Raw genomic sequence first — 24,746 nt, 5'->3', positions numbered from 1 at the left:
ATGAAGACCGTCAACCACTGGATCGGTGGCAAGACCGTCGAGGGCGCGTCGGGCAACTACGGCCCGGTCACCGACCCGGCCACCGGCGAGGTCACCACGCGGGTCGCCCTCGCCTCCGCCGAGGAGGTCGACGCGGCCGTACAGGTGGCCGCCGAGGCGTTCCGCAGCTGGGGCCAGTCCTCGCTCGCCGCCCGCACGAAGGTGCTGTTCGCCTACCGCGCGCTGCTGGACGCCAACCGCGACGCGATCGCCGAGCTGATCGTCGCCGAGCACGGCAAGGTGCACTCGGACGCGCTGGGCGAGGTCGCCCGCGGCCTGGAGATCGTCGAACTGGCCTGCGGGATCACCACGCAGCTCAAGGGCGAACTGTCGACCTCGGTCTCCAACCGCGTCGACGTCTCCTCCATCCGCCAGCCGCTGGGCGTGGTCGCGGGCATCACCCCGTTCAACTTCCCGGCGATGGTCCCGATGTGGATGTTCCCGCTGGCCGTCGCCTGCGGCAACACCTTCATCCTCAAGCCGAGCGAGAAGGACCCGTCGGCCGCCAACAAGCTCGCCGAGCTGATGACGGAGGCAGGCCTCCCGGCCGGCGTCCTGAACGTCGTCCACGGCGACAAGGTCGCCGTCGACGCGCTGCTCGCCCACCCCGGCATCGCGGCCGTCTCCTTCGTCGGCTCCACCCCCATCGCCCGCCACATCCACACCACCGCCTCCGCCAACGGCAAGCGGGTCCAGGCGCTGGGCGGCGCCAAGAACCACATGCTGGTGCTGCCGGACGCCGACCTCGACGCCGCCGCCGACGCCGCCGTCTCGGCCGCCTACGGTTCGGCGGGCGAGCGCTGCATGGCGATCTCGGCGGTCGTCGCGGTCGGCTCGATCGCCGACGAACTGGTGGAGAAGATCCGCGAGCGCGCCGAGAAGATCAAGATCGGTCCCGGCAACGACCCGACCTCCGAGATGGGCCCGCTGATCACCGCCGCCCACCGCGACAAGGTCGCCTCCTACGTGAAGGGCGCCGCCGACCAGGGCGCGGACGTCGTCCTGGACGGCACCGGATACACCGTCGAGGGCAACGAGAACGGCCACTGGATCGGCCTCTCCCTCCTCGACAACGTCAAGACCGACTCCGACGCCTACCGCGACGAGATCTTCGGGCCGGTGCTGTGCGTGCTGCGCACCGAGACCTACGAGGAGGGCGTGGCGCTCATCAACGCCTCGCCGTTCGGCAACGGCACCGCGATCTTCACCCGCGACGGCGGCGCCGCCCGCCGCTTCCAGCTGGAGATCGAGGCGGGCATGGTCGGCGTGAACGTGCCGATCCCCGTGCCGGTGGGCTACCACTCCTTCGGCGGCTGGAAGGACTCCCTCTTCGGGGACCACCACATCTACGGCAACGACGGCATCCACTTCTACACCCGCGGCAAGGTCGTCACCACGCGCTGGCCGGACCCGTCCGAGGCCCCGGCGGGCGTCGACCTCGGCTTCCCGCGCAACCACTGACCTCGTCCCCGCGGCGACACCGCCGTCTTCCGTCGGACCGCTCGTTCCGTCGGACCGCTCGCCCCCCGCGACCCTCACGCGGGGGGCGAGCCCCGTTTCACCGCGCCCTCACCGTCAGCGGGCCCCGGCCGGGTCCGCCGCCGGTTCGGCCGCCGCTTCGGCGGGTCGGGGCTCGTCCCGGTGACGGCGCCGGCGCACGACGCGGAGGGCGAGGGCGGCGCCGGCGAGGAGGAGGACGGCGCCGGCGGCCGGCCAGGGGACGGCGAGGAAGTCCGTACCGGCCCGCGCGCGCAGGTCCGGGTAGGCGGACGCCTCGGCCTCGACCTGTACGTGCACCCGGTCGGACTGCGGGGCGTCCGGCCAGGGTTCGGTCAGCTCGATCCGCTGACCCGGGAGCAGCACCAGCTTGAGGTCCCGGGCCGGCCGGTGCAGCACCGTACGCCCGAACAGGCCCTGGGCGGAGACCCTCACCCGGGGCTCGACCACCACGTTGCCCCGGTTGACCAGGCTGTACGAGATCGTCGCGGAGGCGCTCCGGACCCAGGGCAGCGGCGGCGCGTGCCGCTCGACCCCGACGTCTTCCACGGACAACCCCGGGACCACCGGCCCCGGCACCCGCACGTAGAGGCGCGCGCCCACCGAACGCTTCACGCCGACCCGTACCTTGCCGTCCTGCCGCACTCCCTCCACCGCGGTGTTCAACGCCACGATCCCGCCGACGTGGTCACCCGGGGACGCGTCCTCGGGGACCTTCAGGGTGAAGGGGACGTCCTTGCGGCCCTTGGGCGGGACGGTGACCGTGGGCGCGGTCCCGGGCGCCAGGGTGGTCCACGCGCCGACCCCCTCGGGCTTCGCCTCCACCGGCAGCAACGCGAAGGCGCCGCCGACCGGGGTGTTCACGGCGTCGGTGGCGAAGACCCGGAAGGTCAGTTCCCCGTCGGAGGAGTTCAGGATCGTCACGCTGTCGGTGACGGTGGCCCCGGCGGCGCCCTGGTGGAAGAAGTACGCCCGCTCCGACGCCGCCGCCCCGGGCGGCGGCGTCGGGAAGACGCTCCACGTGCCGTTGTCGGCGGCTCCGGCGCTGGGCGCGCCGAACAGGAGGGCCGCGACGGACAGCGCCAGGGCGAGGAACAGGCCGCAGGGGGAAGGGGTGCGGGGGTGTGTCTCGGTGCGGGGGCGCATGTCGGATCTCCAGTCACGCCACGACGAGGGGCGGGGCACCGGGAGGGCGGCACGGCGCTCGGCCGCGTCACCCTCCCGGTGGTGGATCAGGCGATCGAGAAGGTCACGACCGACTCGTAGGTGTCGGCGAACATGAACGGCGGGAGCTGGAGCATCGCCGCGCCGCCCACCGCGAACTCGCCGCCGGTCAGCTCGTCACCGCCGGCAGCCTGCGAGGCGATCTTCATCGGGGTGTCCGTGATCGCCCCGGGCGCACCGGCGGTGCAGGTGCTCGGGCTGTCCGGGTTGGTCACCGTGCAGGACGGCTGGATGCCGAGCTGCGCCTTGGCCAGGGAGTGGCCCGTGGCCGCGTTCAGGAACGGCGTACGGGTCGCCGTGACGTCCCAACCGAGCGAACCGCCCCGGAAGTCCTGCACGGTGGCCGCGTTGAACGCGCCGAACACCGACTGCGCCTTGCCGTTGATGGTGACCGCGCCGAAACTGACCGCCGGCTGACCGTCCTTCGGCCCGAGGGCCAGCGACCCGGGCAGTACCTCGACGTCGACGGGGTTCTTGACGCCCGCCTGGTCCTCGACGAACACGAACGACTTGTACGGGGAGACCGAGCCGTCGATCCTGATCGCGTCGGCCTTCTTGGTGACCGTCAGGTCGCAGGTCGCGGCCCCGGAGGCGTCCGCCGTGCCGCTGCCGGTGTCACCCGTGGCAGCGCCCGCGAGGAGCGCCGAGCAGGTGACCGGACCGGCCGGGAAGTTGGCACCCGTCACGGCGACGGCCGTGCCCGCCTTGCCGCTGTTCGGCGTGATCTTGGTCGTCACCGGGTCCTTGGGCAGCGCCTCGACGGCGATCGAGCCGACGGAGGCACTGGGGCGGGGGTCCGGCGTACAGGTCGTGGTGTAGACGGTGCCGCCGAGGTCGGCGTCCGTGACCACCTGGTCGATGGTGATCTGCAGCGTCTTGCCCTCGCTGCCGTCCGGGATGGTGACGGCCCCGCTGAAGGCGGGCGGGTCGGACTTCTTGCCGGCCTCCTGGTGGCTGGGGACGGCCGGCCCGGTGACCGTCTGGGCGACCCCGCCGACGAGGAGCTTCGCCTTGATGGTGTTGACCGTGTCGATGGTGAACATCGGGACCACCGGGGTCTCGCCCGGGTCGATGGTGATGGGCACGCTCTGACCGGCCTTCGCCGTGTCGGGCACCGTGATCGTGTAGTCCTGGGTGCCGTTGGCACCCGGCTGGGGAGCGGGGGCGACGCACTTCACCGGCACCGGGGTGGTCTTGGTCGCGGCCTGGGCCGTCCCCGTCATGGCCACGACGCCGCCCATCAGGGCCAGGGACAACGCGCCCGCCCCGGCCAGCACTCTTCGTCGGAACGTTGTACTCACTGGGTCGCGACTCCTTCGTCAGACGAACCCCCGCTCGCTGTGAGGGGGGGGCCGAGCCGGTGCGGAGGCCGACATTGACGCGTCGCGGTGATGAGAAGTCAATGACTTGCCTCGGGCCGAAGCGCACAGACATTGATGTCCCATCAGACCGGGTGAGGACCGGTGGATTCGGCTGGTCCTCAGGGGGTGGTCGGGGTGTGGAGGAGGAGGTTGGGGGTGCCGGCGGGAAGGCCGGTGATCCGGTCGGGGACGGCGCTGAGCAGGAGGCTACGGGTGACTTGGGCGGGGGTCATCGGGGCGCCGTCCGCCAGGATCAGCGCGGCGACGCCGGCCGCGTGCGGGGCGGCCATGGAGGTGCCGGTGGCCCGGGCGAGGGCGGTGGTGGAGCCCTTCCAGGCCGAGGTGATTCCGACCCCGGGGGCGGAGACGTCGACGCACCGTCCGTAGGCGGAGAAGGGGGCGCGGCGGTCGGCGGTGTCGGTGGCGCCGACGGTGACGGCGTCGGGGACGCGGGCGGGGGAGCCGGTGCAGGCGTCCTTGCCGGAGTTGCCGGCGGCCACGGTGAAGGTGATCCCGGCTGCGACGGCCCGGGTGACGGCCGCGTCGAGGGCGCGGCTGCGGGTGCCGCCCATGCTCATGTTGGCGACGGCGGGCGCGGCGGCGGTGGCGGTGGTGGCGGTGGTGGCGGTGGCGGTGAGGGGTGTGGATTCGGGGGCGGGGTCCTTGGCGGCGGGCGCGGGTGTGGGGGTCGCGGCGGCGGTCGGGGTGGCCGGCGTGCCGGCGGGGGTGGGTACGGGGGTGGCGGGGGCGGGTTCCGTGGCCGTGCCTTTGGCGGCCGAGGCTTTCGCCGCGGCCGCCCTGGCCGCCTTGACGGCGTCCTTCACCATCCAGTCGATGCCGTTGACGAGGGACGACAGGCGTCCGCTGCCCCGGCAGTTCGCCACCTTCACCGAGACGAGCGAGACTCCCTTCGCCACCCCGTACGTCGCACCGCCGATCGTCCCCGCCACATGCGTGCCGTGGCCGTTGCAGTCCTCGGAGCCCTCCAGCCACACGGTGTTGACACCGGCCCGCGCGCGGCCCCCGAACTCCTGGTGCGCGGTGTTGATCCCGGTGTCGATGACGTAGGCGGTGACACCCTCGCCCTTGGTCGCGTAGGTGTACGAACCGTCGAGGGGGAGGTCGCGCTGGTCGATCCGGTCCAGGGACCAGGGAGCCAGCGGCTGGGTGGTGTCATTGATCCGGAACTCCGTGTCCGGCTCGACGGACGCCACCCGCGGGTCGGCGGCGAGCGCGGAGGCGCGGGCCGCGGTGGTGCGGACGGCGAAGCCGTTGAGGGCGGTGTCGTACACGGCCGTGACCTCGTCGCCCGCCTCCGCCGCCTCCGCGGCCAAGGCGCGACCCGCGGCCAGGGCGCGGCCGGCGCCGTCCTTGAGGACCACGACGTATGGGGCGGTGGGAGCTTCGGCGGCCGGGGCCGTGGACAGGGCGGCCGTCGCCAGGAGGGCGGCGGCCGGGAGCAACGCGGTGAGTGCGGTCATGCGGCGATGTTGGGCCGGGTGGGGGGCGCCCGCGCGGGGGGTGCGCCGAGTGGCCCCCGACACGCCGACGCACGGGTTACGGGGCGTCAGGCGCGCCGGACGCCGGAGGGCCGGCCGGTCGTGTATCGGGAAGACACCCGTGTGGCGGCGCCGGCTGCGGTGGCCATCGGGTGGCGGGACGCGGTCGGGAACCGGGTGGCCCACTCGTCCCGGACGGGCCCGTCGGAGAGCGGCTTCGCGGCGCCGATTCGGGCAACGGCACGGGCGCCACCGAGGGATCTCCTCGGCTGTGATGACAGGGCGCCGGGCGCCCGGCGGCTCGCGACCCCGGCGCCCGACCCAGCCGGGTACGTGTCCCGAGTCCGCCTCGCACGCGGTCCGTCGGCCCGATCGAGGCTTCGACCCCGAACCGGTCCGGGGGCGCGGCGGCTCGGTACGGCCGGACACCGCAGCCGGCGCGGCCGGTGACCCTGCCCCGCAACGCTCCGCCGCCGAGCGCCCCGGACGAACCGGGGCGGTCTCGGCCCGGGCGTCCGGCGGCGGTCCCCCGTTCATCGCGGGGGCGGGGTGGGGAGGGCTTCCGCACCGCCCAGTGGGGGTACGGCGGTTCCCTTCACCGCCTAACCGGGGCGGTCTCGGCCTGGGCGTTGGCGGCGGCCCCCCGTTCATCGAGGGGCAGGGCGGTTCCCTTCACCGCCCAACCGGGGCAGGAACGACCCGGCGCTCGGCGGCGGTCCCCCCCCGTTCATCGCGGGGGCGGGGTGGGGGTGCCTTCAGCGCCCGGCCAGGGCTGCGGCGGGGGTGGTCACCCGCCGGGCAGGGCCACGGCCGCCGCGTAGCCCGGCGGGGCCGTGAGGTCCCGCAGGGTCCATCCCGCCACCTGGGCGGGGGTCGGGCCCGAACCGACGTACGGCTCGGCCACGCCCTGCGCGAGCCCCGCACCCGTCGCCTTGAGGACGGCCTCCTTGCGTGCCCACAGACGGCCCAGCGCCACAGGGCGGTCCGCCTCCGCGAGCGCGGTGAGTTCCTCCGTCTCCGCCGGATGCAGGGTGCCGAGCAGGTCCCTGACCACCGCCGCGTCCGGAGTGGCCTCGACGTCCACCCCGACCGGCAGCGCGGCGAACGCCAGGTACGCCACTCCCGCGGTGTGCGACAGCGAGAAGTGCACCCCGCCGCCCGCGACCGCCGGGCGTCCGTGCGGACCACCGCAGCACGGGCACTCCTCGCGGATCAGCGCGACGTCCTCGGGAGCCATCCCGAGGTATCCGCCGAGCAACGCGCGCAGCCCCAGGTGGGAGGCCAGGTAGACATGCCGGTCGGCAGGCCGCACCAACCGTCCCGCGCGCTCCCGCTCCGCCGCGTCGAGTACCGCCGCGGCCTCCTCGACCGCGTGCTCGGCCACCACGCTCCGACCCGTGTCCAAGGTCCACACGATCACGGCCTCGCCCTCGGGCGGCGGGCCGACGCGTGGGCGGTCACCGCCGAGTTGGTTCAGGTACACCGTCACCTGACGAGGGTAGACGAGGCGATCATCGCCCTCTACGGCCCGGTTACGCTCCTGCCAGGTTCACCGCACCACCATTCCAGGGGAAACGCCGTGCACAGCGCCGTAGTTACGCCGCGGGACGACCGCATCCGCTGGGTAGAACTGCCCGGGGAGCAGCCCTCGCGGGTCTACCTCCACGGGCTGGGCGCCACCTCGCCCGCCTACTTCGCGGCCGTAGCCGTGCACCCGCTCCTGGCGGGTCGGCGCTCGCTGCTCGTCGATCTGCTCGGCCACGGGCACAGCGACCGCCCCGAGGATTTCCCCTACACCTTTGAGGCGCACGCCGACGCCCTCGCGAGCGCCCTCCACCAAGCCGGCGCCGAAGGCGCCGAGGTGATCGCCCACAGCATGGGCGGCGCCGTGGCCGTCGTGCTGGCCGTACGCCACCCCGCGCTGGTCTCCCGCCTCGTCCTGGTCGACGCCAACCTGGACGCGTTGCGGCCGGACCGGCGCACGGCCGGCAGCGGCGGCATCGCCTCCTACACCGAGGAGGAGTTCCTTGCCGACGGCTGGGCCCGGATCGCCGACCGGGTGGGCCCCCACTGGTGGTCCACCATGCGGCTGACCGGTCGCACCGCCCTCTACCGCTCCGCCGTCCACCTGGCCGCCGGCACCACCCCCGGCATCCGTGAGCTCCTGTCCGCCCTGGAGATTCCGCGTGCCTGTCTGGTCCCCGAGGCGGACGGGCCCCTGCCCGGGGCAGACGTGCTCAGGGCCGCCGGTGTCACGGTCGTCCCGATCGCCGACTGCGGGCACAACATCATGCTGGACAACCCCGACGGCTTCGCCCGGGCCACCGCCGAGGCCCTGCGCGTCGCCTGACGGATCGGTGCCCGTGCCCGCCGGCCTGAGGGGGCACCGCTGCCGCGCACTCCCCGACGGACCGGCCTACCGCTGGGCGGACGCCCGCACCACCGGCGCAGACTTCTGCGGTATGAGGCCGCCCGGCGAGGGCGTCCCATCGGTCCAGGCGTAGACCCGCTTGCCGCGCACCGCGACCTGGTACTGGTAGTGGTCCCGGCACTCGGGCCGCGCACCGTCCCGGGCGTCACCGGGCCACCACCGGGCGTTCAGTCCGGGGCCCCGCACCTTGTGAGGCGTCCCGGTGGCGCACTGCGGGCCGTCCAGCGGGGTCGCGCCGAGGGTGAACCGGATGAGCCGGGCCCGGCCGTCAGTGCGTACCCGCACCCGTATGTCGGTGGCGTCCTTGGGCACCCAGCTCGGCAGCGCGAACGCCCGGTTCCCGCGCACCGGCGCGTCCCCGCGCGCGGGCGCATCTGCGGCGGTCGCGAAGTGCTTCCCCTGCTCCTTGAACACGCTCGCGTTGAAGGATTCGGAAAGAGGGTTCGGCGGGAGGTGGGGCAGGGCGAGGGCGGCGGTGGTCAGGACTCCGGCTGCGGCGGCGACGATGACGAGCGGACGGCGGTTCATGACGACAAGTGTTCGCCTGGGGGCCCGCTCGCGCGTCCCTCCGCAGAACGAATCAAAAATCTGCCGCAAGTCTGACAGGACTCATACCTGAGAGCGGTGCGCGTCCGCCGGGCGGCTTCCGGCCGTGCGTGGAGCGCCCGTCACGCGCCGCTCGGCGGCGCGTCCTCTACACCCGCGCCACGCGAACCGACCCGGTCGAGGCCCTGGTGCCCGGCCTCGCCCCAAACCCCCACAGCCGGGACGCGTTTCCCCCGGTGGGCGTTCCGGCGTCATACCTGAGGCGTACGCACCCCGTGGGCCCCCGACACCTGCGGGCTCGCGCCGCGTTAGAGGAGCCGTAACCACCGGCGTCGTCCCTCGGAGGATCGCCTTGCGCCTCTTCGCCCCGCTCCTCGCCTCCGCGGCAGCCGGTTTGCTCGCGGTCGTGCCTCCGTCGGACAAGCCACGGGTACTGGGCGACTGGACCCAGACCGGCGTCGCGAGCTACGACGCCTGGGCCGACGCGCGCGCCCACCGGCGCGACTGGGCGGCGTACGACTTCGACTGGACCACGGACTACTGCACCACCTCCCCGGACAACCCGTTCGGCTTCCCCTTCCGGATGGCCTGCGCGCGCCACGACTTCGGCTACCGCAACTACGGGGCGGCGGGTCTCTTCCGCGCCTACAAGCCGCGCCTGGACGACGCCTTCCACGCCGACTTGAAGCGCGTGTGCGCCCACTACGCGGGGGCCCGCAGGGCCTCCTGTCTCAGCACCGCCTGGACGTACTACCAGGCCGTCAAGACATTCGGCGTCGGCCCGACCACCGCCGCCCCGGGCGCCGCGGCCCCGACCCCGACCACCGCTCCCACCGGCGCGGCCCTTGCCACCGCCTCCCAGTCCGCCCCTTGAACCACCCCGGACGCGACAGTGTGCCGTGCCCCGCGAACCGGCGGACACAGCACACGTCACCGCACTGCCTCGGTACTTCCGTACGCCAAGACCCGCGGGGTCAGGGGCGCTTCACGCCCTGCGGGGCGACCTTGGGGCTCGCCACCCCCTTGGGGCCGGCGGCGGGCCTCATGGCCGTCGCGGACTTCTTGCCCCGGAGCACCACCGGCGCCGGGGTCGTCGTCTGGAACCAACCCTCGTCCCAGACGAACGTGTTGCCCTCGATGTCGCCGTGCGTCTGCCACACGGTCCCGCTCACCGTCACGGCCTTCACGTAGGCGTTGTTGCCCCGTGCCTCGATGGCGATGCCACAGACACCGGAGGGGTAGTTCGGGTTCGCCGGGTCGGTCGCGGTGGCCGTGGTGTTGGTGAGGTCCTGCCAGACGATCGTCCCGCCCAGCGAGGTGGCCTTGCCGACGAACGTCTTGCCGCCGGTGAGCACGGCCTGGAAGTCCTCGCCGAGCGAAGGGGCGAAGGCGTCGATGTCGGAGCACGGGCCCGCCGGACCGACCGGTCCCGCGGGTCCCGCAGGGCCTGCCGGTCCCGCCGCGCCCGCGGGCCCGGCCGGTCCCGCCGGTCCGGCCGCACCCGCAGGGCCTGCCGGTCCCGCCACGCCCGCGGGCCCGGCCGGTCCCGCCGCACCAGGCTCGCCGGCCGGTCCCGCGGGTCCCGCGGGTCCCGCAGGTCCGGCAGGCCCGGTGTCACCCGTCGGCCCGGTGTCACCCGTCGGTCCGGGAGGGCCCTCGGGGCCGGTCGGGCCGGTCGGGCCGGTCGGGCCGGTCGGACCTTCGCACTTGTCCCCGTGAGCCGGGCTCTTGGCCGGCTGCATACCCGGTACCACCTTCTCCGGGCCCGGCTGCCCGAGTCGGGCCTGCCCGTTCTCCTCTTCCTGCCCGCCGTCCTCCGGCCGCCCGTCGTGGTGGTGGGGCCTTCCCTGGCAGTGGTCGTCGTCGCCACCGATCATCGGACCCGACAGACGGATGTCGGATGTGGTCACGGCGTGCGGCGCCATGGCGATCGCGGGACTCGCGATTCCCGTGAGCAGCAGGGCGAGCGACGCGACGACGCCGCCTTTCAGCCGGCTGCCGCGTTGGGGAAGCGGTCCGAGGTAGGACCGGTTCGTGGGCCCAGAACTCATTCGTGTGCTCCTTGTCGAGCAGGATCAGGGGGGATGCCCGGAAGCGGATTTCACGCTTCCCCTGCCGTCATCGGAGCCGGGGTGGGGCGGCTTGAGGTTTTTGCCTGCGTATTAACGGATTGGCCTACAAGACGAGCCCCAACGGACGCGTGCCCCAGGCGGACCCGGCCGCGTGCGTCGGCGTGCCGCCGGCCGCCCCCTCGAAGCGGTCCATAAGGTCGCATGTCGCCAGCTCGCCCGGCCCGAACCGCACGAAACGGTGATGCCGTGAAGCCGTCCATCTGCCTCTGCATGATCGTCAAGAACGAGTCGAAGGTCATCGGACGATGCCTTGCCTCCGTCCGCGACCTCGTCGACACCTGGGTCATCTCGGACACCGGCTCGACCGACGGAACCCAGGAGCTGATCCGCTCGGCGCTCCACGGCGTCCCGGGCGAACTCCACGAGGAACCCTTCCGCGACTTCGGCCACAACCGGAGCCTGAACATCGCCCACGCCCGCGGCCGCGCGGACTACCTGCTCCTCATGGACGCCGACCTGGTCATCCGGCGCGACGGCCCCCTCCCGCCGCTGACGGCCGACGCCTACATGCTCCGCCACGAGGGCCCGACCGAGTACCGCATCAAGCGCCTGGTCCGCGGCGACCTCCCCTGGCGCTACCAGGGCGTCACCCACGAGTACCTGACCGCCGACCAGCACCACTCCCAGGAGAACCTGGACGCCCTCGTCATCGAGGACTTTGGCGACGGCGGCTCCAAGCACGACAAGTTCGAGCGCGACGAGCGGCTGCTGAGCGCCGAGCTCGCACGCGACCCCGACAACGCCCGCACCGTCTTCTACCTGGCCCAGACCCTGCGCGACATGGGCCGCACGGACGAGGCGATCGCCCTCTACGAGCGGCGCGCGCGGCTCGGCGGCTGGGCCGAAGAGGTGTACTTCGCCCTGCTCCAATCCGGCATCCTGCGGGCCGACTCCGGCGACTGGCCGTCCGCCATGGACGCCCTCTCACGCGCCTGGGAGACCCGCCCGCAGCGCCTCGAAGCCTGCTACGAACTGGTGACCCGCCTGCGCCGGATGGGTCGCTACCACTCGGCGCACGCGTTCGTCCGACCCGCGCTCGACCGGCCGCGCCCGGACGACCTCCTCTTCACGCAGCCGTGGGTGTACCGCTGGGGGCTGCTGTTCGAGTACTCGATCACCGCCTACTGGGTGGGTGACCACGCCGCTTCGCTCGAAGCCTGCGACCGTCTGCTCGCCCTGCCGGACCTCCCCGAGGCCCATCGCGAGCAGACGCTCGTCAACCGCGAATTCGCCGTCAACCGCCTGGCCCCGATCCCCGAACCGGCCGGGTCGACGACCTGAAGCGCGTGCCGCGCCCGGAAGGCGCCCAGGTCCCCGCTTCCCGCCCCGGTGACCCGGGGGTCCGCTCCCGCCCCCGTGTCGCTCAGACGTACTGCGCCACGCTCGCGACCTCGGGCTCTCGGACGCGGGCGTCCGGCACGAACGCCGGTTGCGTCTCCCACGTTTCGAGCGACCGCAGCATCGCGTCGGACGGGGGAGCCCAACCGAAGGCGGCGCAGAGGACGTGCATGGCCAGGCGGGGCGGGACGGCGTTGCCGATCTGCTGGCCCACGTCACGCCCCAGCCACGGGTAGTCCTTGGGGAAGGTCTGCAGCCGGCCGGCTTCGGAGGGGGAGAAGCGGTCCTCGCCGCCGTCGGGCGCCAGCACGCGGTTGCGCGAGATCTTGCCCGTGACGGTGGCCGACGGCTCCGAAGAGCTGCGCCGCCCACGGGCCTTGGGGTCCCCCCCCGTCCCGTAGTTGGACACCACGTGGAAGGGTGACTCGCGCTCCGGCAGCACCTCTCCCATCGTCCGCCACGGCTGCAAGGTGCTGTCGCCGGCGTCGCGCGGGAGGCCCTTGCGGTAGGTACGGTGCGTCGGCGCGGGCAGCCGCACGTCCTCACCGCCCATCCGGGCGATGAGGACGGCTCTCCTGCGTGTCTGGGGAACGCCGTACGCCTCCGTCCGCAAAAGGCCGCAATCGACGGAGTAGCCCTCGCCCCGAAGGGCCTGCGCGTACGCCTCCCAGACCGGCAGCACCGCGGGAACCTGCTCCAGGACGATCGCGCGGTAGGGCGCGTCGTGGACGTCGATCGCTTCGAGCACCCACCGGAGAGGCTCCAGGACCAGGCCGGTTCGCTCGTCCTCCATCTTCGAGAGGTCTTTCGCGATCTCCTCGCGCCCCTCGCGGGCGACCATGCGGGCGACGAAAGCGAGCACGTCGTCCAGCGCCCTGCGGCCCGCCCCGCCGCCCGCCACGGTGAAGGTCTGGCAGGGAGGCCCACCGGCCAGTACGTCGGCGTCCGGGAAATGGGAGGGGCCGTAGCGCCGTACGTCCCCTTCCACGGTGACCAGGCCCGCGGCCCGGCGTGTCGTGCAGGCCGCAGAGTCCCATTCCACGCCCGCCGCGGCCACGCCGAGCTTCGTGGCGGCCACGTCGAGTCCGCCGGGGCCTGCGAACAAGTCCACGATCTGGACCGGATGCACCTGATCTCCACTGAGTCGATGGGGGCGGCCGCCGGTGCTCCGACCGGCTCGGGGCGCGGTCTTCCAGGGCTCGGCAGCGCCCCAGGGTATCGCGCGCCCCACGGCGGCCCTTCCCCACGGACGTGTGAGGGGGATGTGATCACCGGTCGACCTCATGGGCGAGGAAACGCGCCATCGGCGATCCGCGCACCGGGTTTCGGCGCGGCCGACCGGGGCGATCCGGCCCGCGTCCGGGGCGCCGGGGTGCCGGGCGCGGAGCCCTCCCCGGGGGGAGGGTCGCGGGTCGTGTGGAGAGAGTGCCCCCGGCAGGACTCGAACCTGCGGCCAAGTGCTTAGAAGGCACCTGCTCTATCCACTGAGCTACGGGGGCCGGAAGGTGGCCGTGGTGGCCTGGAGCCCCTGGGTGGGGGTGGGACTGTGGTCCGTGCCGGGTCAAGGATAGGGCTCCGGTCGCCTTGTCCCGGTTGCTTCACCCGCGTGCCACGATGTGGAGGTTCGGTGAAGCGGTCCGATAATCGCAGGCAGGTGCGATTCTCGCATCGCTTTTGCGCCGCGGCGCCCCTGGGTGTTGTGCACTCGTTATGCCTGCGTCCCACTCGTCCGCCGTGTCCATGATGTCCCGCTGGAGTCGCGGTCGGCGCGCAGAGGGCGTATAAGCTTCAAAAATGGCCTTAAATTGGGCATTCTTCGCATGTGGTGACCTTGGATGTTCGGCCTCAGCTGCTCGATGCCCTGTCCGCCCTGCGCGACCGGGTCGCGTCCGTGCGTCTGCCGCTGCCCCTACCCGGCGCCCCGCGCGCCCGTCAGACGAGAGCCGAGTTGCTCGCGCAGCTCGACGACTACCTCGTACCCCGGCTCAAGGCGCCCGAGGCGCCGCTCCTCGCCGTCGTCGGCGGGTCCACCGGGGCCGGTAAATCCACTCTCGTCAACTCTCTCGTAGGCCGCCAGGTGAGTGAAGCCGGTGTCCTGCGCCCCACGACCCGCATCCCCGTGCTCGTCTGCCACCCCGACGACCACCACTGGTTCGCCGGCATGCGGGTCCTGCCCGACCTGACCCGCGTATGGGCGCCCCAGGACGAGGAGGACGTACGCCCCACACCCAGAAGGACGCATCCGCGCGGACCTCTTCACGTCACCCGCGAACTGAGGATCGAGACCGTCTCCACCCTGCCGCGGGGCCTCGCCCTCCTCGACGCCCCCGACATCGACTCCCTCGTCGTCGAGAACCGGACGCTCGCCGCCGAACTCATCTGCGCCGCCGATGTCTGGGTCATGGTCACCACCGCCTCCCGGTACGCCGATGCCGTCCCCTGGCACCTCCTGCGCACCGCCAAGCAGTACAAGGCCACCCTCGTCACCGTCCTCGACCGGGTCCCGCACCAGGTGCTCGCCGACGTCTCACGGCAGTACGGGGCCCTGCTCAACCGGGCCGGGCTGGGCGACGTCCCGCGTTTCACCGTCCCCGAGCTGCCGGAGTCGGCCGGCGGGGGCGGGCTGCTGCCGGCCAGCGCCGTCGCGCCGCTGTTCGAGTGGCTCAGCCACCACGCCACGGACCCGGCCGCCCGCCAGTACGCCGTGGGGCGCACGGCCCTCGGCGCGCTCGACTCCCTCGGCCGCCGCATGCCCGAACTCGCCTCCGCCGTAGCCGCCCAGCACGCCGCCGCCGTACGGCTGACCGCGGCCGTGGAGGACGCGTACAAGCGCGAGGGCAGGCGGGTGCGCAACCGGCTCGACCGAGGGGCCGTACTCGCGGGTGACGCGCTGACCCGCTGGCGCGGCTACCCCCTGGACACGAGCGCCGACGAACTGCTCGACTCGCTGGCCGAATCCCTCGCCGCGCTGTTGCAGTGCGCGGTCGCCGCCGCGGACGAGCGGATCGCCGGCGCCTGGCGACGCGAACCGGCCGCCGCGGCCCTGCCCGTGCCGGCCCCCGACCGCGAGGCGGCGGAACGTATCGGCATGGCCGTACGCCGCTGGCGGCGGGTCCTGGAGGAACTCGCCGAGGAAGAGGTCGCGCAGCTCGACCGGCAGCCGCCGCCGGACCCCGACGGCGTCGCGGCCCTCCTCGTCTCCGCCCTGCTGGGCGGCAAACGGGCCCGCCCGGCCGGGGAGAAGCTCGCCGAGCGGATCGGCGCGCAGGCCGCCCTGCGCCTGCGCGACCGGGGCGGGGAACTCGTCGCCGAACACCTCGACCAGGTGCTGCGCGCCGAACGGGACCGCCGGCTCGCCCCGTTGGAGGCCCTGGAAGTGAACCCCGAACCACAGGCCGAGCTGATCGCCGCGTTGTCCGTACTGCAGAAGGAGAGGTGACACGGTGAGCGCCTTGACCGACCGCAGCGAGGAACGTTGGGACGACGGCTTCATCGCACGCTCGCGCCCCAAGCCCACCGGCGAAGGCCCGGAAGGCGACGACAGCGACGAGGCGCTCGTGCGGGCCGTCTCGGGAGCCGGCGGCGACGGCGGCAAGGTACCAGCGCCCCCGGTCAGCCCCGAGGCGCAGGCCCTGCGGACCCGTCTGGACGCGCTGCGCCAACTGGTCGGCCTCTCCCGCACCCGCATCCTCGACGGTACGAGCCTCGCCGAGGCCGGTCGGGTGCTCGACGAGGCGGCGGCGCGGCGCGGGTTGTCCCCCCAGCACACGGTCGTCGCGATCGCCGGAGCCACCGGAAGCGGCAAGTCCACGCTCTTCAACGCCCTCGCGGGAGTGCAGATCTCCGAGACGGGGCTGCGCCGCCCGACCACCGCCGCGCCGATCGCGTGCAGTTGGTCCGACGGGGCCGCCGGGCTCCTCGACCGGCTGGAGATCCCGGGACGGCTACGGCGCCGGCCCCGGGAGACCCCGGAGGCCGAGGCGCTGCGCGGGATGGTCCTCGTGGACCTGCCGGACCTGGACTCGGCGGTCGTCGCGCACCGCGAACACGTGGACCGGGTACTGGCACTCGTCGACGCGGTCGTGTGGGTGGTGGACCCGGAGAAGTACGCCGACGCCGTGTTGCACGAGCGGTACCTGCGACCGCTGGCCGGGCACGCGGAGGTGACCTTCGTCGTACTGAACCAGGTGGACCGGCTGCCCGGGGAGGCCGCCGACCTGGTCCTGGACGACCTGCGGCGGCTGCTTGACGAGGACGGCATGGCGCTCGGCGAGCACGGCGAGCCCGGCGCCACCGTCCTCGGGCTGTCCGCGCTGACCGGGGAGGGGGTCGGGGAACTGCGCGAACTACTGGGCCAGTTCACCCAGGAGAAGGGCGCGGCGACCCGGCGGATCTCCGCCGATGTCGACAGGGCCGCGGCGCGCCTGCATCCGCTGTACGTCGCCGACGGTCACGCGGGGCCCGAGATCGGGGAGGCGGCGCGCGCCGCCTTCGAAGACCGGCTCGCGGAGGCGGTCGGGGCGTACGCCGCGGGGCTCGCCGCCGAGCGGGCCTGGCGACGCAACGCCGGCAAGGCGTGCGGGACGCCGTGGCTGCGGCTGTGGCGCTGGTACGAGAGCAGGCGCGCCCCGCGCTCCCTGTCAGGGCTGGCCGCCCTCGCGGCGATCGGGCGCTCCCCGGGAGCCCTGTCGGCGCCGGCCGAGGAGGAGGTCACGGCCCGGCAGCGGGTGGAGCAGGCGGTACGGATCGTCGCGGACGAGGCGGTCGTCGGGCTGCCCGAGCCGTGGGCCCAGGCGGTACGCGAGACGGCGGTGCGCGGGGCCGAGCGACTGCCCGAGGCGCTGGACGAGATCGCGGTGACCCTGGGCGCGGCCGTCGCCGTGCCCAAGGCCAAGCCGCCGCGGCCCAAGTGGTGGCCGGCGGCGGTACTGGCGCAGGCCGCCATGACACTGCTCCAGATCTTCGGCGGACTGTGGCTGACCGGGCAGATCATCGGTGTCCTGGAGCCGCGCCTGATGCCCCCGGTGCTACTGATGATCGCGGGCATCGTCGGCGGTCCGCTCGTCGAATGGGCCTGCTCGATGGCGGCGCGCGGACCGGCGCGCCGCTACGGGCAGGACGCGGAGCGACGGCTGCGGCAGGCTGCGGCGGGATGCGGCCGGGCCCGGGTGCTGGAGCCGGTCGCGGCGGAGCTGCTGCGGTACCGGGAGGTGCGCGAGCAGTACGCGACGGTGGCGAGGTTGTCCACAACCCGCCAGTAATCCACAGGCCCGGGCGGGACGGGGAGCGGCGGGCCAGCATGGGTCGTACCCCGTGCGGACGGTCCGGGCGGGGGTGCGACGCGGGGAGGGGAAACGGGGATGAACGACACCCTGGTGACGCTGGTGGGCCATGTGGCGACCCGGATCGACTTCAAGGAGACGCCGGCGGGTCCGTCGGCGAGGTTCCGGTTCGCGGTGACACCGCGGTACTTCGACCGACGCAAAGAGGTGTGGGCCGACGGGTCCACCAGCTTCTACACGGTGTGGGCGCGGCGGGCGCTGGCGGTCCACCTGGCGAGTTCCGTTTCGGTCGGGGAACCGCTGGTGGTGCACGGGCGTTTGCGGGTCCGTGAGGGGCCGCCCGACGGGGAGGGCGTCCGCTGGTTCTCGGCGGACATCGACGCCGTCACCATCGGGCACGACCTCAACCGCGGGACTGCGGCCTTCCGTCGGGTCGTCAGAACGGACGTGCCGCTGATGCCCCCTCAGAACGCGGCGGTGGGCTGAGTGTTCGAGGCGGCTAAGATCACCCGGTACTCACGGGCACCTGGGCCTCCGGCCCGAAGGGGAAGACTGTGTCGATCGCTGTTCCCGCATCCTCCGTACCTGCTCCCGCCGCCGTTCCCGCTCCCGGCCCACCGCCGGTCCCGCCCGTCCCGGGGGCCGACGGTGTCCCGCTCCCGCCCGGCGGCCTTCCGGCTCTGCCCGGCGGCGTTCCGGCTCTGGCTGACGGTCTGCCGAGCCCTGACGGTCCGCCGGAGCGGGTTCCGGTTCCGGTCGCCGGGCGTCCTTCCCCGCGGGTCTCCGGGCGGCGCCCGCTGGCGGTGGCCCTGCTGGCCGCGGCCCTCGCCGCCGCGCCCGGAGCGCAGGCCGCGGCCGACTCCGGTTCGGCGTCGGACCGGGCGACGCCGGGGGGCGCGAGCGCCGTGCTGGACGGGCTGAAGACGTACGGGCAGGCGGTCCTGCACAGCGGGGACGGCACGGTCCGGCGGATCCCGGCCGGGCTGTGCGAGATGCGCGTCGACGGCGGCGGCATGCTCCAGACGTACGGGGTCGGGGCGGCGGGCTACGCGCAGCCCGAGGCCCGGTACACCGAGAGCGGGTGGGGTGGGACCCTGCTCGCCGCCAACCAGGACGCGGGCCGCATCCGCTGGGTGCTGGAGCACTCCTACCCGCAGCTCAACGATCTGGCCGGGCTCGCCAAGGCGGCCGGGGCCGGTTCCCTCACCGCCGAGAGCGCGGCGGCGGGCACCCAGGTGGCGATCTGGCGGCTGGCCGACGGCGCGCAGGTCGAGGCGGCGGACCCGGAGGCGGAGAAACTGGCCGACTACCTCCAGCGGGAGGCGGCCCGGCTGCCGGAGCCGCCCGCGTCGCTAGGGCTGGAGCCCGCGGAGGTGTCCGGTCCGGTATCGGGTCCGACGGGCGCCCGGCTGGGGCCGATCACGGTGCGGACGGGCGCGCAGAGCGTGACGGTCGCCCCGGACGCGGCAGCCGTGGCCATGGGTGTGCGGGTGGTGGACGCCGAAGGGCGGCCGCTGACCACCGCCGGCAATGGGACCCGGCTCTACTTCGAGGTGCCCCCGGGCACCCCGGACGGGCACGCCTCGGTCGTCGTCCAGGGCTCCACCAGGGTCCCGGTCGGACGGGCCTTCGCCAACGGCATCCCGGAGCAGACGCAGATCGTGGCCGGCTCCAGCGCAGTCGCGACGACCGCCGCCGGGACGGCCGTCTGGCCCGCGCCCGGGACCGCGCCGATGGGCGGGGTGGCGGCGGTGCCGCTGTCCTCCCCGGACGACCCCGCCGACCCGGAACGCCTCGCCACCAGCGGCAGTTCGGCGGCGACCCCGGTGATCGCCGCGCTCGCGGTCGGCCTGGTGGTGTTGGGCGGCATGGTGGTCCTGCTGCTGCGCAAGCGCCCGCTGGAGGACGAGCCGGGCGCGGAGGAAGACCTGTAGCGGACGGATCGGCCCGCCCCGCCGGTGTGGTCCGGGTCGGCCCCGCGCCGCCGGTGCCGTTCGGGGCGGCCCCGCGCCGCCGGGCGGCGAGCCCCCGGGGGCGCCCCGGGAGCCGCCGCGTCGGCGGCCTGTCACCGGGCGGCCATGCGGGTACCGCGTCCGGCGCCGGGCGGCGTGGACGCGCGTGGTCCGGGCACCGGGATGGTTGATTCGGATCACGCTCTCGGGGTAGGCGGTGGCAATGGCTGATCAGGAGCTGACCTGGCAAGGCGCGCTCGCGCGGTGGGACCGGCGGCTGTTCGACGCGGTGGCCCAAAGGCACTGGCCCGGGGCCGACAAGGTGCTGCCCCGCCTCGGGCGGGCCGCGAACCACGGTGTGCTGTGGGGCGGGGCCGCGGCGGCGATCGCCGTGTTCGGCTCGACCCGGTCCAGGAAGGCCGCGGTGCGCGGCGCGGCCTCGCTCGCGCTGGCCTCGGCGACCATCAACACCGTCGGCAAGTGGTCGGTGCGCCGCGCCCGGCCACTGTTGGACGGCGTTCCCGCCGTACGCCGACTGAACACCCAGCCCTGGACCACCTCGTTCCCGTCCGGCCATTCCGCCTCCGCCTTCGCCTTCACCACCGGGCTCGCCCTGGACGCCCCGGGGTGGGGCGCGCTCCTCGCACCGGTGGCCGCCTCCGTGGCGTTCTCCCGGGTGTACACCGGGGTGCACTACCCCTCCGACGTGGTCGCGGGCGCCGCACTCGGTGTCGCCGCCGGACTGGTCGTCCGCCGGCTCGCGCGGGACGTGGAGGAGGCCCGGGTCGTGCCGGGCGACGAACGGAAGGTGGTCGGCGCCCCCGCCCTGCCCGACGGGGAGGGGCTCACCGTCGTGGTGAACACCGACTCGGGCACGGCCGCGCGCGCCGGGCTGGACTCCGTACTGGACCGGCTGCCCAAGGCCGAACTGATCGAGTGCGCGGCCTCCGAACTGCCGGCGGAACTGGCCGCGGCGGCCTCCCGCGCCACGGTGCTCGGAATCTGCGGCGGCGACGGCACGATCAACGCCGCCGCGACGGCCGCCCTGCGCGCCGGCAAACCCCTGGCGGTGTTCCCCGGTGGCACCCTCAACCACTTCGTCCTCGACCTCGGGCTCGCCGGGGCCGAGGACACCTGCCGCGCCCTGGCCGCCGGGCACGCGGTCCGCGTCGGCGTCGGCCGCTTCACCCCGGGCCCGCACCCCGCACCCCGGCCCGACCGTGTCGAGGACGGCCCCGCCGACGGCCCCGCCGAATCCGGCTACTTCCTGAACACCTTCAGCATCGGCGCCTACCCCGAACTGCTACGGCACCGGCTGCGCTGGGCGCCCCGGATCGGCGGCGGCCCCGCCGCCCTGCTCGCGGCCTGGCGGGTGCTGCGCGCCGAGCACCCCGTGGCGCTCCGCCTGGCCGGCCGGCCCCGTAAGGTCTGGCTGCTCTTCGCGGGCAACGGCACCTACCACGGCACCGGCCCCACCCCCCGACGCCGTGACAGCCTCGGCGAGGGACTGCTCGACGTACGGATGGTCTACGGCGGCGGCCGCCCCGGCCCCCGCCTCCTCGCCGCCGCCTTCGCCGGCCCCCTCACCCGTTCCCCCGTCCACGCCGCGACGAAGCTGCGCAGCCTGCGCGTCGGGGACATCCCCGAGGGAACGCCCCTGGCCTACGACGGCGAGTACGCCCACGCCCCCTCCGCCCTCGTCCTCGACGCGCTGCCCCACGCCCTCACCGTCTACCGCCCACACTGAGTCCCCGGCCCCGGCCCCGCCCCCGGTCAGCCGGCCGGGGCCGCCGGCGGCGCGGCCGCTCCCGCATCGGCCACTCCCAGGTCGGACCGCATGGCTCCGCGCATGACCACCCACTGTTCGTTGGCCCGCAGGAGACCGGCCCGTATCTCCTCGAACGACCCACCGGGGTCGGGACCGCCCTCCTCCAGGCGCATCACCCGGTCGTACATGTGCGCGAGGGTCTGCGACATGGAGTCCAGCTCCGCCAGCACCGCGTCGGAGGCGATCATCTGCGCCTCGGCGAACGAAGCGTGCATCGCGTGGCGCGCGTCCTCCAGCGCCGTGCGCGCCTCGTCGGTGGCTTCCCCCTTGTGCACCAGCCACAGGTACTTCATGAGTTCGATGCGGTAGCGGCGGTAGCCGGAGTTCGAGGTCACGTAGCACGCACGCCGTTTGTCCGACTCCGCTGCCCGCTGCTCGCGGGTCCACTGGGCGGCCGCCGCGCGTTCCTGACGTTCCAAGCGGTGGGACTCGGCGCGTGCGACGAGCCGCTGGGACAGGACGGGCGCGATCAGGGTGCCCGCCACCGCGATCGACGTGCCGGCGAGGGCCTGCCAGGCGTTGTCCACGTTTCCTCCTCCACCCCAGCTCAGGGGCGTCTGAACCTACCCATTCGCCCCGGGCTGTGGACGACTGGCAAGATGGGGTGTATCTGCCCACCATCGATCTGCCGGACGGTTTCTCTTGGCTGAGTTCATCTACACCATGCGCAAGACGCGCAAGGCGCACGGCGACAAGGTGATCCTCGACGACGTCTTCCTGAACTTCCTGCCGGGGGCGAAGATCGGCGTGGTCGGCCCGAACGGCGCCGGTAAGTCCACCGTCCTGAAGATCATGGCGGGCATCGAGCAGCCGTCCAACGGCGACGCCTACCTCTCGCCCGGTTACAGCGTCGGCATCCTCATGCAGGAGCCCAAGCTCGACGAGTCCAAGACCGTCCTGGAGAACGTCGAGGACGGCGTCGCCGAGATCAAGGGCAAGCTCAACCGGTTCAACGCGATCGCCGAGGAAATGGCGACGAACTACACCGACGAGCTGATGGAGGAGATGGGCAAGCTCCAGGACGACCTGGACCACGCCAACGCGTGGGACCTCGACGCCCAGCTGGAGCAGGCCATGGACGCGCTGGGCTGCCCGCCCGGCGACTGGCCGGTCACCAACCTCTCCGGTGGTGAGAAGCGCCGCGTGGCCCTCTGCAAGCTGCTGCTGGAGGCCCCCGACCTGCTGCTCCTCGACGAGCCCACCAACCACCTCGACGCCGAGTCCGTGAACTGGCTGGAGCAGCACCTCGCCCAGTACAAGGGCGCCGTCGTGGCCGTCACCCACGACCGTTACTTCCTCGACAACGTCGCCGAGTGGATCCTGGAGCTCGACCGCGGCCGCGCCCACCCCTACGAGGGCAACTACTCCACCTACCTGGAGAAGAAGGCCGAGCGCCTCAAGGTCGAGGGCAAGAAGGACGAGAAGCGCGCCAAGCGCCTCAAGGAAGAGCTGGAGTGGGTCCGCTCCAACGCCAAGGGCCGCCAGGCGAAGTCCAAGGCCCGTCTCGCTCGCTACGAGGAGATGGCGGCCGAGGCCGACAAGATGCGCAAGCTCGACTTCGAGGAGATCCAGATCCCGCCGGGCCCCCGCCTGGGCTCGATCGTGGTCGAGGTCAACAACCTCTCCAAGGCGTTCGGCGACAAGGTCCTCATCGACGACCTGTCCTTCACGCTGCCGCGCAACGGCATCGTCGGCATCATCGGCCCGAACGGCGCTGGCAAGACCACGCTCTTCAAGATGATCCAGGGCCTGGAGGCGCCGGACTCCGGCGAGATCAAGGTCGGCGAGACCGTCAAGATCTCGTACGTGGACCAGGGCCGCTCCAACATCGACCCCAAGAAGACCCTCTGGGCGGTCGTGTCGGACGAGCTGGACTACATCAACGTCGGCAACGTCGAGATGCCGTCCCGCGCCTACGTCAGCGCCTTCGGCTTCAAGGGCCCGGACCAGCAGAAGCCCGCCGGTGTGCTCTCCGGTGGTGAGCGCAACCGCCTGAACCTGGCGCTCACCCTCAAGCAGGGCGGGAACCTGCTGCTCCTCGACGAGCCCACCAACGACCTCGACGTCGAGACCCTGGGCTCGCTGGAGAACGCGCTGCTGGAGTTCCCCGGTGCGGCCGTGGTCGTCTCCCACGACCGTTGGTTCCTGGACCGGGTCGCCACGCACATCCTGGCGTACGAGGGCGAATCCAAGTGGTTCTGGTTCGAGGGCAACTTCGAGTCGTACGAGAAGAACAAGGTCGAGCGGCTCGGCCCGGACGCCACGCGCCCGCACCGTGCCACCTACAAGAAGCTGACCCGAGGCTGAGGTCCTAGGTCATGGCCAGACACCACTACCGGTGCCCACTGCGCTGGGCGGACATGGATGCCTTCGGGCACGTCAACAACGTCGTCTTCCTCCGCTACCTGGAGGAGGCGCGCATCGACTTCATGTTCCGCTTGGCGCCGGGGGAGGGCAGTGAGTCCTTCACGGGCGGCTCCGTCGTCGCCCGGCACGAGATCGACTACAAGCTGCCCCTCGTGCACCGGCACGAGCCGGTCCTCATCGAGAGCTGGGTGACCCGGATCGGCGCCGCGTCCCTGACCATCCGCTACGAGGTCAAGGACGAGGCGACCGAGGACGCGCCCGAGACGGTCTACGTGCGCGCCGAGACCGTGGTCGTGCCCTTCAACCTCGCCGAGGGGCGGCCCCGCCGCATCACGGCCGAGGAGAGGCGCTTCCTGGAGGAGTACCTCGACGAGCCCGTGCCGGCCCGCGCCCCGAAGCACCGTGAAGGACGCGTCGCGGCATGAGCGAGCAGTTGCGCCTCGCCGATTCCGGGGAGGCGGCGGACCTCGCCGCCTTCCTGGGCCGGCTGGTGCACTATGACCGCGCCGCCGCCGTCCGGCTGCAGGCCAGGACGGACGGCGGCGCGCTGGCCGTCTTCGGGCGGCCGCCGTCCTTCGACGTCCTGGCCGTGCGCACGGTGCGGCTCGCCGTCCCCGTCGGCAGGCCGCTGGACCTGACGGTGTCCGCCGGCGAGCTGCTGGAGACCGTGGACGAGGCCGCCGCCGGCGCCGTCGTGCCCCGGCCCGTCACCGGGCCGCCGTGGGCCGGCGTGCTGCCGCCGCGCGGCGGCTGGGAGCAGGTGCCCGGACTGCCCGGCGCCGAGACGATGCGGGCCGCCGTGGCCGGGGCCGTCGCGGAGTTCCGCTCCCGTGACGAGGCGTTGCCCCCGCAGCACCGGACCCGGTCCGAACGCGACCGGATCGGCCGCGACATCTGGTCCCGGACCCTCGGTGACACCGAGCTGCCGTTGCGCGCCGTCCACGCGGCGCAGTCCCTCGGCTTCCTGCGGCCGGTCCGTACCACCGTCCCGGCCCCGGCGGGCCACGAGCGGCCCGAGCCGGTGGCGCTGTTCACCTCCGGGGGCTGGCTGCGGCTGAGCACCCCGTACGGGTCGGTCGCGGTGCGGCGCCCCGGACGGACCGAGGGGCTCGGCGCCCTGCTCGTCCGGCCCGTGTGAGGCCGTAGGCCGTTGGCCCGGCCGCACCGACCGTCGGGTGAGCCGCACCGGACGATGCGCGCGGGGTGGGCCTTACCGGGCGTTTCACGCGGTGCGCGGCAGGTCGTGTCGG

Annotated in this window: 20 protein-coding genes and 1 tRNA gene; 12 read left to right on the top strand and 9 right to left on the bottom strand. The window is 73.5% G+C overall.

The features are described from left to right. Window positions 1-1,500 carry a CoA-acylating methylmalonate-semialdehyde dehydrogenase gene (locus E6R62_RS29010; RefSeq protein ID WP_136216452.1) on the top strand — a complete coding sequence of 500 codons (1,500 nt, stop codon included), beginning with the start codon at window positions 1-3 and terminating at the stop codon, window positions 1,498-1,500. A 114-nt stretch (window positions 1,501-1,614) separates the two neighbouring features. Here the strand turns inward: E6R62_RS29010 and E6R62_RS29005 are convergent, their stop codons facing one another. The 4 genes from E6R62_RS29005 to E6R62_RS28990 form a co-directional block, all read right to left on the bottom strand. Continuing rightward, complete coding sequence (locus tag E6R62_RS29005; protein ID WP_136216451.1) at window positions 1,615-2,682, bottom strand: DUF916 domain-containing protein; 1,068 nt, start codon at window positions 2,680-2,682, stop codon at window positions 1,615-1,617. A gap of 86 nt (window positions 2,683-2,768) precedes the next feature. Beyond that, on the bottom strand, window positions 2,769-4,061 hold the full coding sequence (locus E6R62_RS29000; RefSeq protein ID WP_240801972.1) for a hypothetical protein: 1,293 nt from the start codon (window positions 4,059-4,061) through the stop codon (window positions 2,769-2,771). Window positions 4,062-4,240: 179 nt separating this feature from the next. Then, on the bottom strand, window positions 4,241-5,602 hold the full coding sequence (locus E6R62_RS28995) for a S8 family peptidase (RefSeq protein ID WP_136216450.1): 1,362 nt from the start codon (window positions 5,600-5,602) through the stop codon (window positions 4,241-4,243). 805 nt (window positions 5,603-6,407) lie between these two features. Next, window positions 6,408-7,109 (bottom strand): 4'-phosphopantetheinyl transferase superfamily protein, encoded by a 702-nt coding sequence (locus E6R62_RS28990; protein ID WP_136216449.1) that lies wholly within the window; start codon window positions 7,107-7,109, stop codon window positions 6,408-6,410. Between the two features lie 90 nt (window positions 7,110-7,199). Between E6R62_RS28990 and E6R62_RS28985 the strand changes: the two genes are divergently transcribed. Further along, window positions 7,200-7,970 (top strand): alpha/beta fold hydrolase, encoded by a 771-nt coding sequence (locus E6R62_RS28985; protein WP_136216448.1) that lies wholly within the window; start codon window positions 7,200-7,202, stop codon window positions 7,968-7,970. A gap of 66 nt (window positions 7,971-8,036) precedes the next feature. Here the strand turns inward: E6R62_RS28985 and E6R62_RS28980 are convergent, their stop codons facing one another. Then, window positions 8,037-8,579, bottom strand: coding sequence for a hypothetical protein (locus E6R62_RS28980; RefSeq protein ID WP_136216447.1), 543 nt, complete (start codon window positions 8,577-8,579; stop codon window positions 8,037-8,039). 370 nt (window positions 8,580-8,949) lie between these two features. On the opposite strand from E6R62_RS28980, the gene E6R62_RS28975 reads away from it, so the two are divergent. Further along, window positions 8,950-9,471 carry a phospholipase gene (locus tag E6R62_RS28975; protein WP_240801971.1) on the top strand — a complete coding sequence of 174 codons (522 nt, stop codon included), beginning with the start codon at window positions 8,950-8,952 and terminating at the stop codon, window positions 9,469-9,471. Window positions 9,472-9,571: 100 nt separating this feature from the next. On the opposite strand, the gene E6R62_RS40345 is transcribed toward E6R62_RS28975, so the two are convergent. Next, window positions 9,572-10,648: a hypothetical protein gene (locus E6R62_RS40345; protein ID WP_206308875.1), complete on the bottom strand. Its 1,077-nt coding sequence runs from the start codon at window positions 10,646-10,648 to the stop codon at window positions 9,572-9,574. 267 nt (window positions 10,649-10,915) lie between these two features. On the opposite strand from E6R62_RS40345, the gene E6R62_RS28965 reads away from it, so the two are divergent. Continuing rightward, window positions 10,916-12,010, top strand: a complete 1,095-nt coding sequence (locus tag E6R62_RS28965; RefSeq protein ID WP_240801970.1) for a glycosyltransferase — start codon at window positions 10,916-10,918, stop codon at window positions 12,008-12,010. Window positions 12,011-12,092: 82 nt separating this feature from the next. On the opposite strand, the gene E6R62_RS28960 is transcribed toward E6R62_RS28965, so the two are convergent. Beyond that, on the bottom strand, window positions 12,093-13,178 hold the full coding sequence (locus E6R62_RS28960; protein ID WP_240801969.1) for a DNA cytosine methyltransferase: 1,086 nt from the start codon (window positions 13,176-13,178) through the stop codon (window positions 12,093-12,095). Window positions 13,179-13,493: 315 nt separating this feature from the next. Then, window positions 13,494-13,566: transfer RNA gene (locus tag E6R62_RS28955), tRNA-Arg, on the bottom strand. 332 nt (window positions 13,567-13,898) lie between these two features. Here E6R62_RS28955 and E6R62_RS28950 point away from each other — a divergent pair. The 5 genes from E6R62_RS28950 to E6R62_RS28930 all read left to right on the top strand — a co-directional run bounded on the left by E6R62_RS28950 (window position 13,899) and on the right by E6R62_RS28930 (window position 21,048). After that, complete coding sequence (locus tag E6R62_RS28950; protein WP_136216445.1) at window positions 13,899-15,506, top strand: dynamin family protein; 1,608 nt, start codon at window positions 13,899-13,901, stop codon at window positions 15,504-15,506. A 4-nt stretch (window positions 15,507-15,510) separates the two neighbouring features. Continuing rightward, window positions 15,511-17,328 carry a YfjP family GTPase gene (locus E6R62_RS28945; protein WP_136216444.1) on the top strand — a complete coding sequence of 606 codons (1,818 nt, stop codon included), beginning with the start codon at window positions 15,511-15,513 and terminating at the stop codon, window positions 17,326-17,328. Between the two features lie 99 nt (window positions 17,329-17,427). Beyond that, entirely contained in the window at window positions 17,428-17,835 is a 408-nt protein-coding gene (locus E6R62_RS28940) for a single-stranded DNA-binding protein (protein WP_136216443.1), read from the top strand. 317 nt (window positions 17,836-18,152) lie between these two features. Further along, the gene (locus E6R62_RS28935) at window positions 18,153-19,283 is read left to right on the top strand and encodes a thioester domain-containing protein (protein WP_240801968.1); all 1,131 of its coding nucleotides are present in this window, start codon (window positions 18,153-18,155) and stop codon (window positions 19,281-19,283) included. A gap of 241 nt (window positions 19,284-19,524) precedes the next feature. Next, a complete protein-coding gene (locus tag E6R62_RS28930) occupies window positions 19,525-21,048 on the top strand; it encodes a bifunctional phosphatase PAP2/diacylglycerol kinase family protein (RefSeq protein ID WP_136216442.1) in 1,524 nt (507 codons plus the stop codon). Window positions 21,049-21,074: 26 nt separating this feature from the next. Here the strand turns inward: E6R62_RS28930 and E6R62_RS28925 are convergent, their stop codons facing one another. Further along, complete coding sequence (locus tag E6R62_RS28925) at window positions 21,075-21,656, bottom strand: hypothetical protein (RefSeq protein ID WP_136216441.1); 582 nt, start codon at window positions 21,654-21,656, stop codon at window positions 21,075-21,077. Window positions 21,657-21,771: 115 nt separating this feature from the next. Here E6R62_RS28925 and ettA point away from each other — a divergent pair, with 115 nt between their 5' ends. From ettA to E6R62_RS28910, 3 genes are read left to right on the top strand one after another with little or no spacing between them, the layout of a single operon-like run. Next, window positions 21,772-23,436 (top strand): energy-dependent translational throttle protein EttA, encoded by a 1,665-nt coding sequence (ettA, locus tag E6R62_RS28920; protein WP_136216440.1) that lies wholly within the window; start codon window positions 21,772-21,774, stop codon window positions 23,434-23,436. An 11-nt stretch (window positions 23,437-23,447) separates the two neighbouring features. Further along, window positions 23,448-23,921 carry a thioesterase family protein gene (locus E6R62_RS28915; RefSeq protein WP_136216439.1) on the top strand — a complete coding sequence of 158 codons (474 nt, stop codon included), beginning with the start codon at window positions 23,448-23,450 and terminating at the stop codon, window positions 23,919-23,921. Further along, on the top strand, window positions 23,918-24,634 hold the full coding sequence (locus tag E6R62_RS28910) for a hypothetical protein (protein WP_136216438.1): 717 nt from the start codon (window positions 23,918-23,920) through the stop codon (window positions 24,632-24,634). Before E6R62_RS28915 ends, E6R62_RS28910 begins: the two co-directional genes overlap by 4 nt. The last annotated feature ends 112 nt before the right edge of the window (window positions 24,635-24,746 follow it).

Source organism: Streptomyces sp. A1136 (assembly GCF_004795055.1).
Lineage (GTDB): Bacteria > Actinomycetota > Actinomycetes > Streptomycetales > Streptomycetaceae > Streptomyces.
Note: the sequence above shows the minus strand (reverse complement) of the source record. Positions and strands in the feature narration are given on the sequence as shown.

What these genes read in the sequence shown, in the direction of transcription:
- E6R62_RS29010 (WP_136216452.1), top strand. Translation starts at nt 1, where the DNA reads ATGAAGACCGTCAACCACTGGATCGGTGGCAAGACCGTCGAGGGCGCG.
- E6R62_RS29005 (WP_136216451.1), bottom strand. Translation starts at nt 2,682, where the DNA reads ATGCGCCCCCGCACCGAGACACACCCCCGCACCCCTTCCCCCTGCGGC.
- E6R62_RS28995 (WP_136216450.1), bottom strand. Translation starts at nt 5,602, where the DNA reads ATGACCGCACTCACCGCGTTGCTCCCGGCCGCCGCCCTCCTGGCGACG.
- E6R62_RS28980 (WP_136216447.1), bottom strand. Translation starts at nt 8,579, where the DNA reads ATGAACCGCCGTCCGCTCGTCATCGTCGCCGCCGCAGCCGGAGTCCTG.
- E6R62_RS40345 (WP_206308875.1), bottom strand. Translation starts at nt 10,648, where the DNA reads ATGAGTTCTGGGCCCACGAACCGGTCCTACCTCGGACCGCTTCCCCAA.
- E6R62_RS28940 (WP_136216443.1), top strand. Translation starts at nt 17,428, where the DNA reads ATGAACGACACCCTGGTGACGCTGGTGGGCCATGTGGCGACCCGGATC.
- E6R62_RS28930 (WP_136216442.1), top strand. Translation starts at nt 19,525, where the DNA reads ATGGCTGATCAGGAGCTGACCTGGCAAGGCGCGCTCGCGCGGTGGGAC.
- E6R62_RS28915 (WP_136216439.1), top strand. Translation starts at nt 23,448, where the DNA reads ATGGCCAGACACCACTACCGGTGCCCACTGCGCTGGGCGGACATGGAT.
- E6R62_RS28910 (WP_136216438.1), top strand. Translation starts at nt 23,918, where the DNA reads ATGAGCGAGCAGTTGCGCCTCGCCGATTCCGGGGAGGCGGCGGACCTC.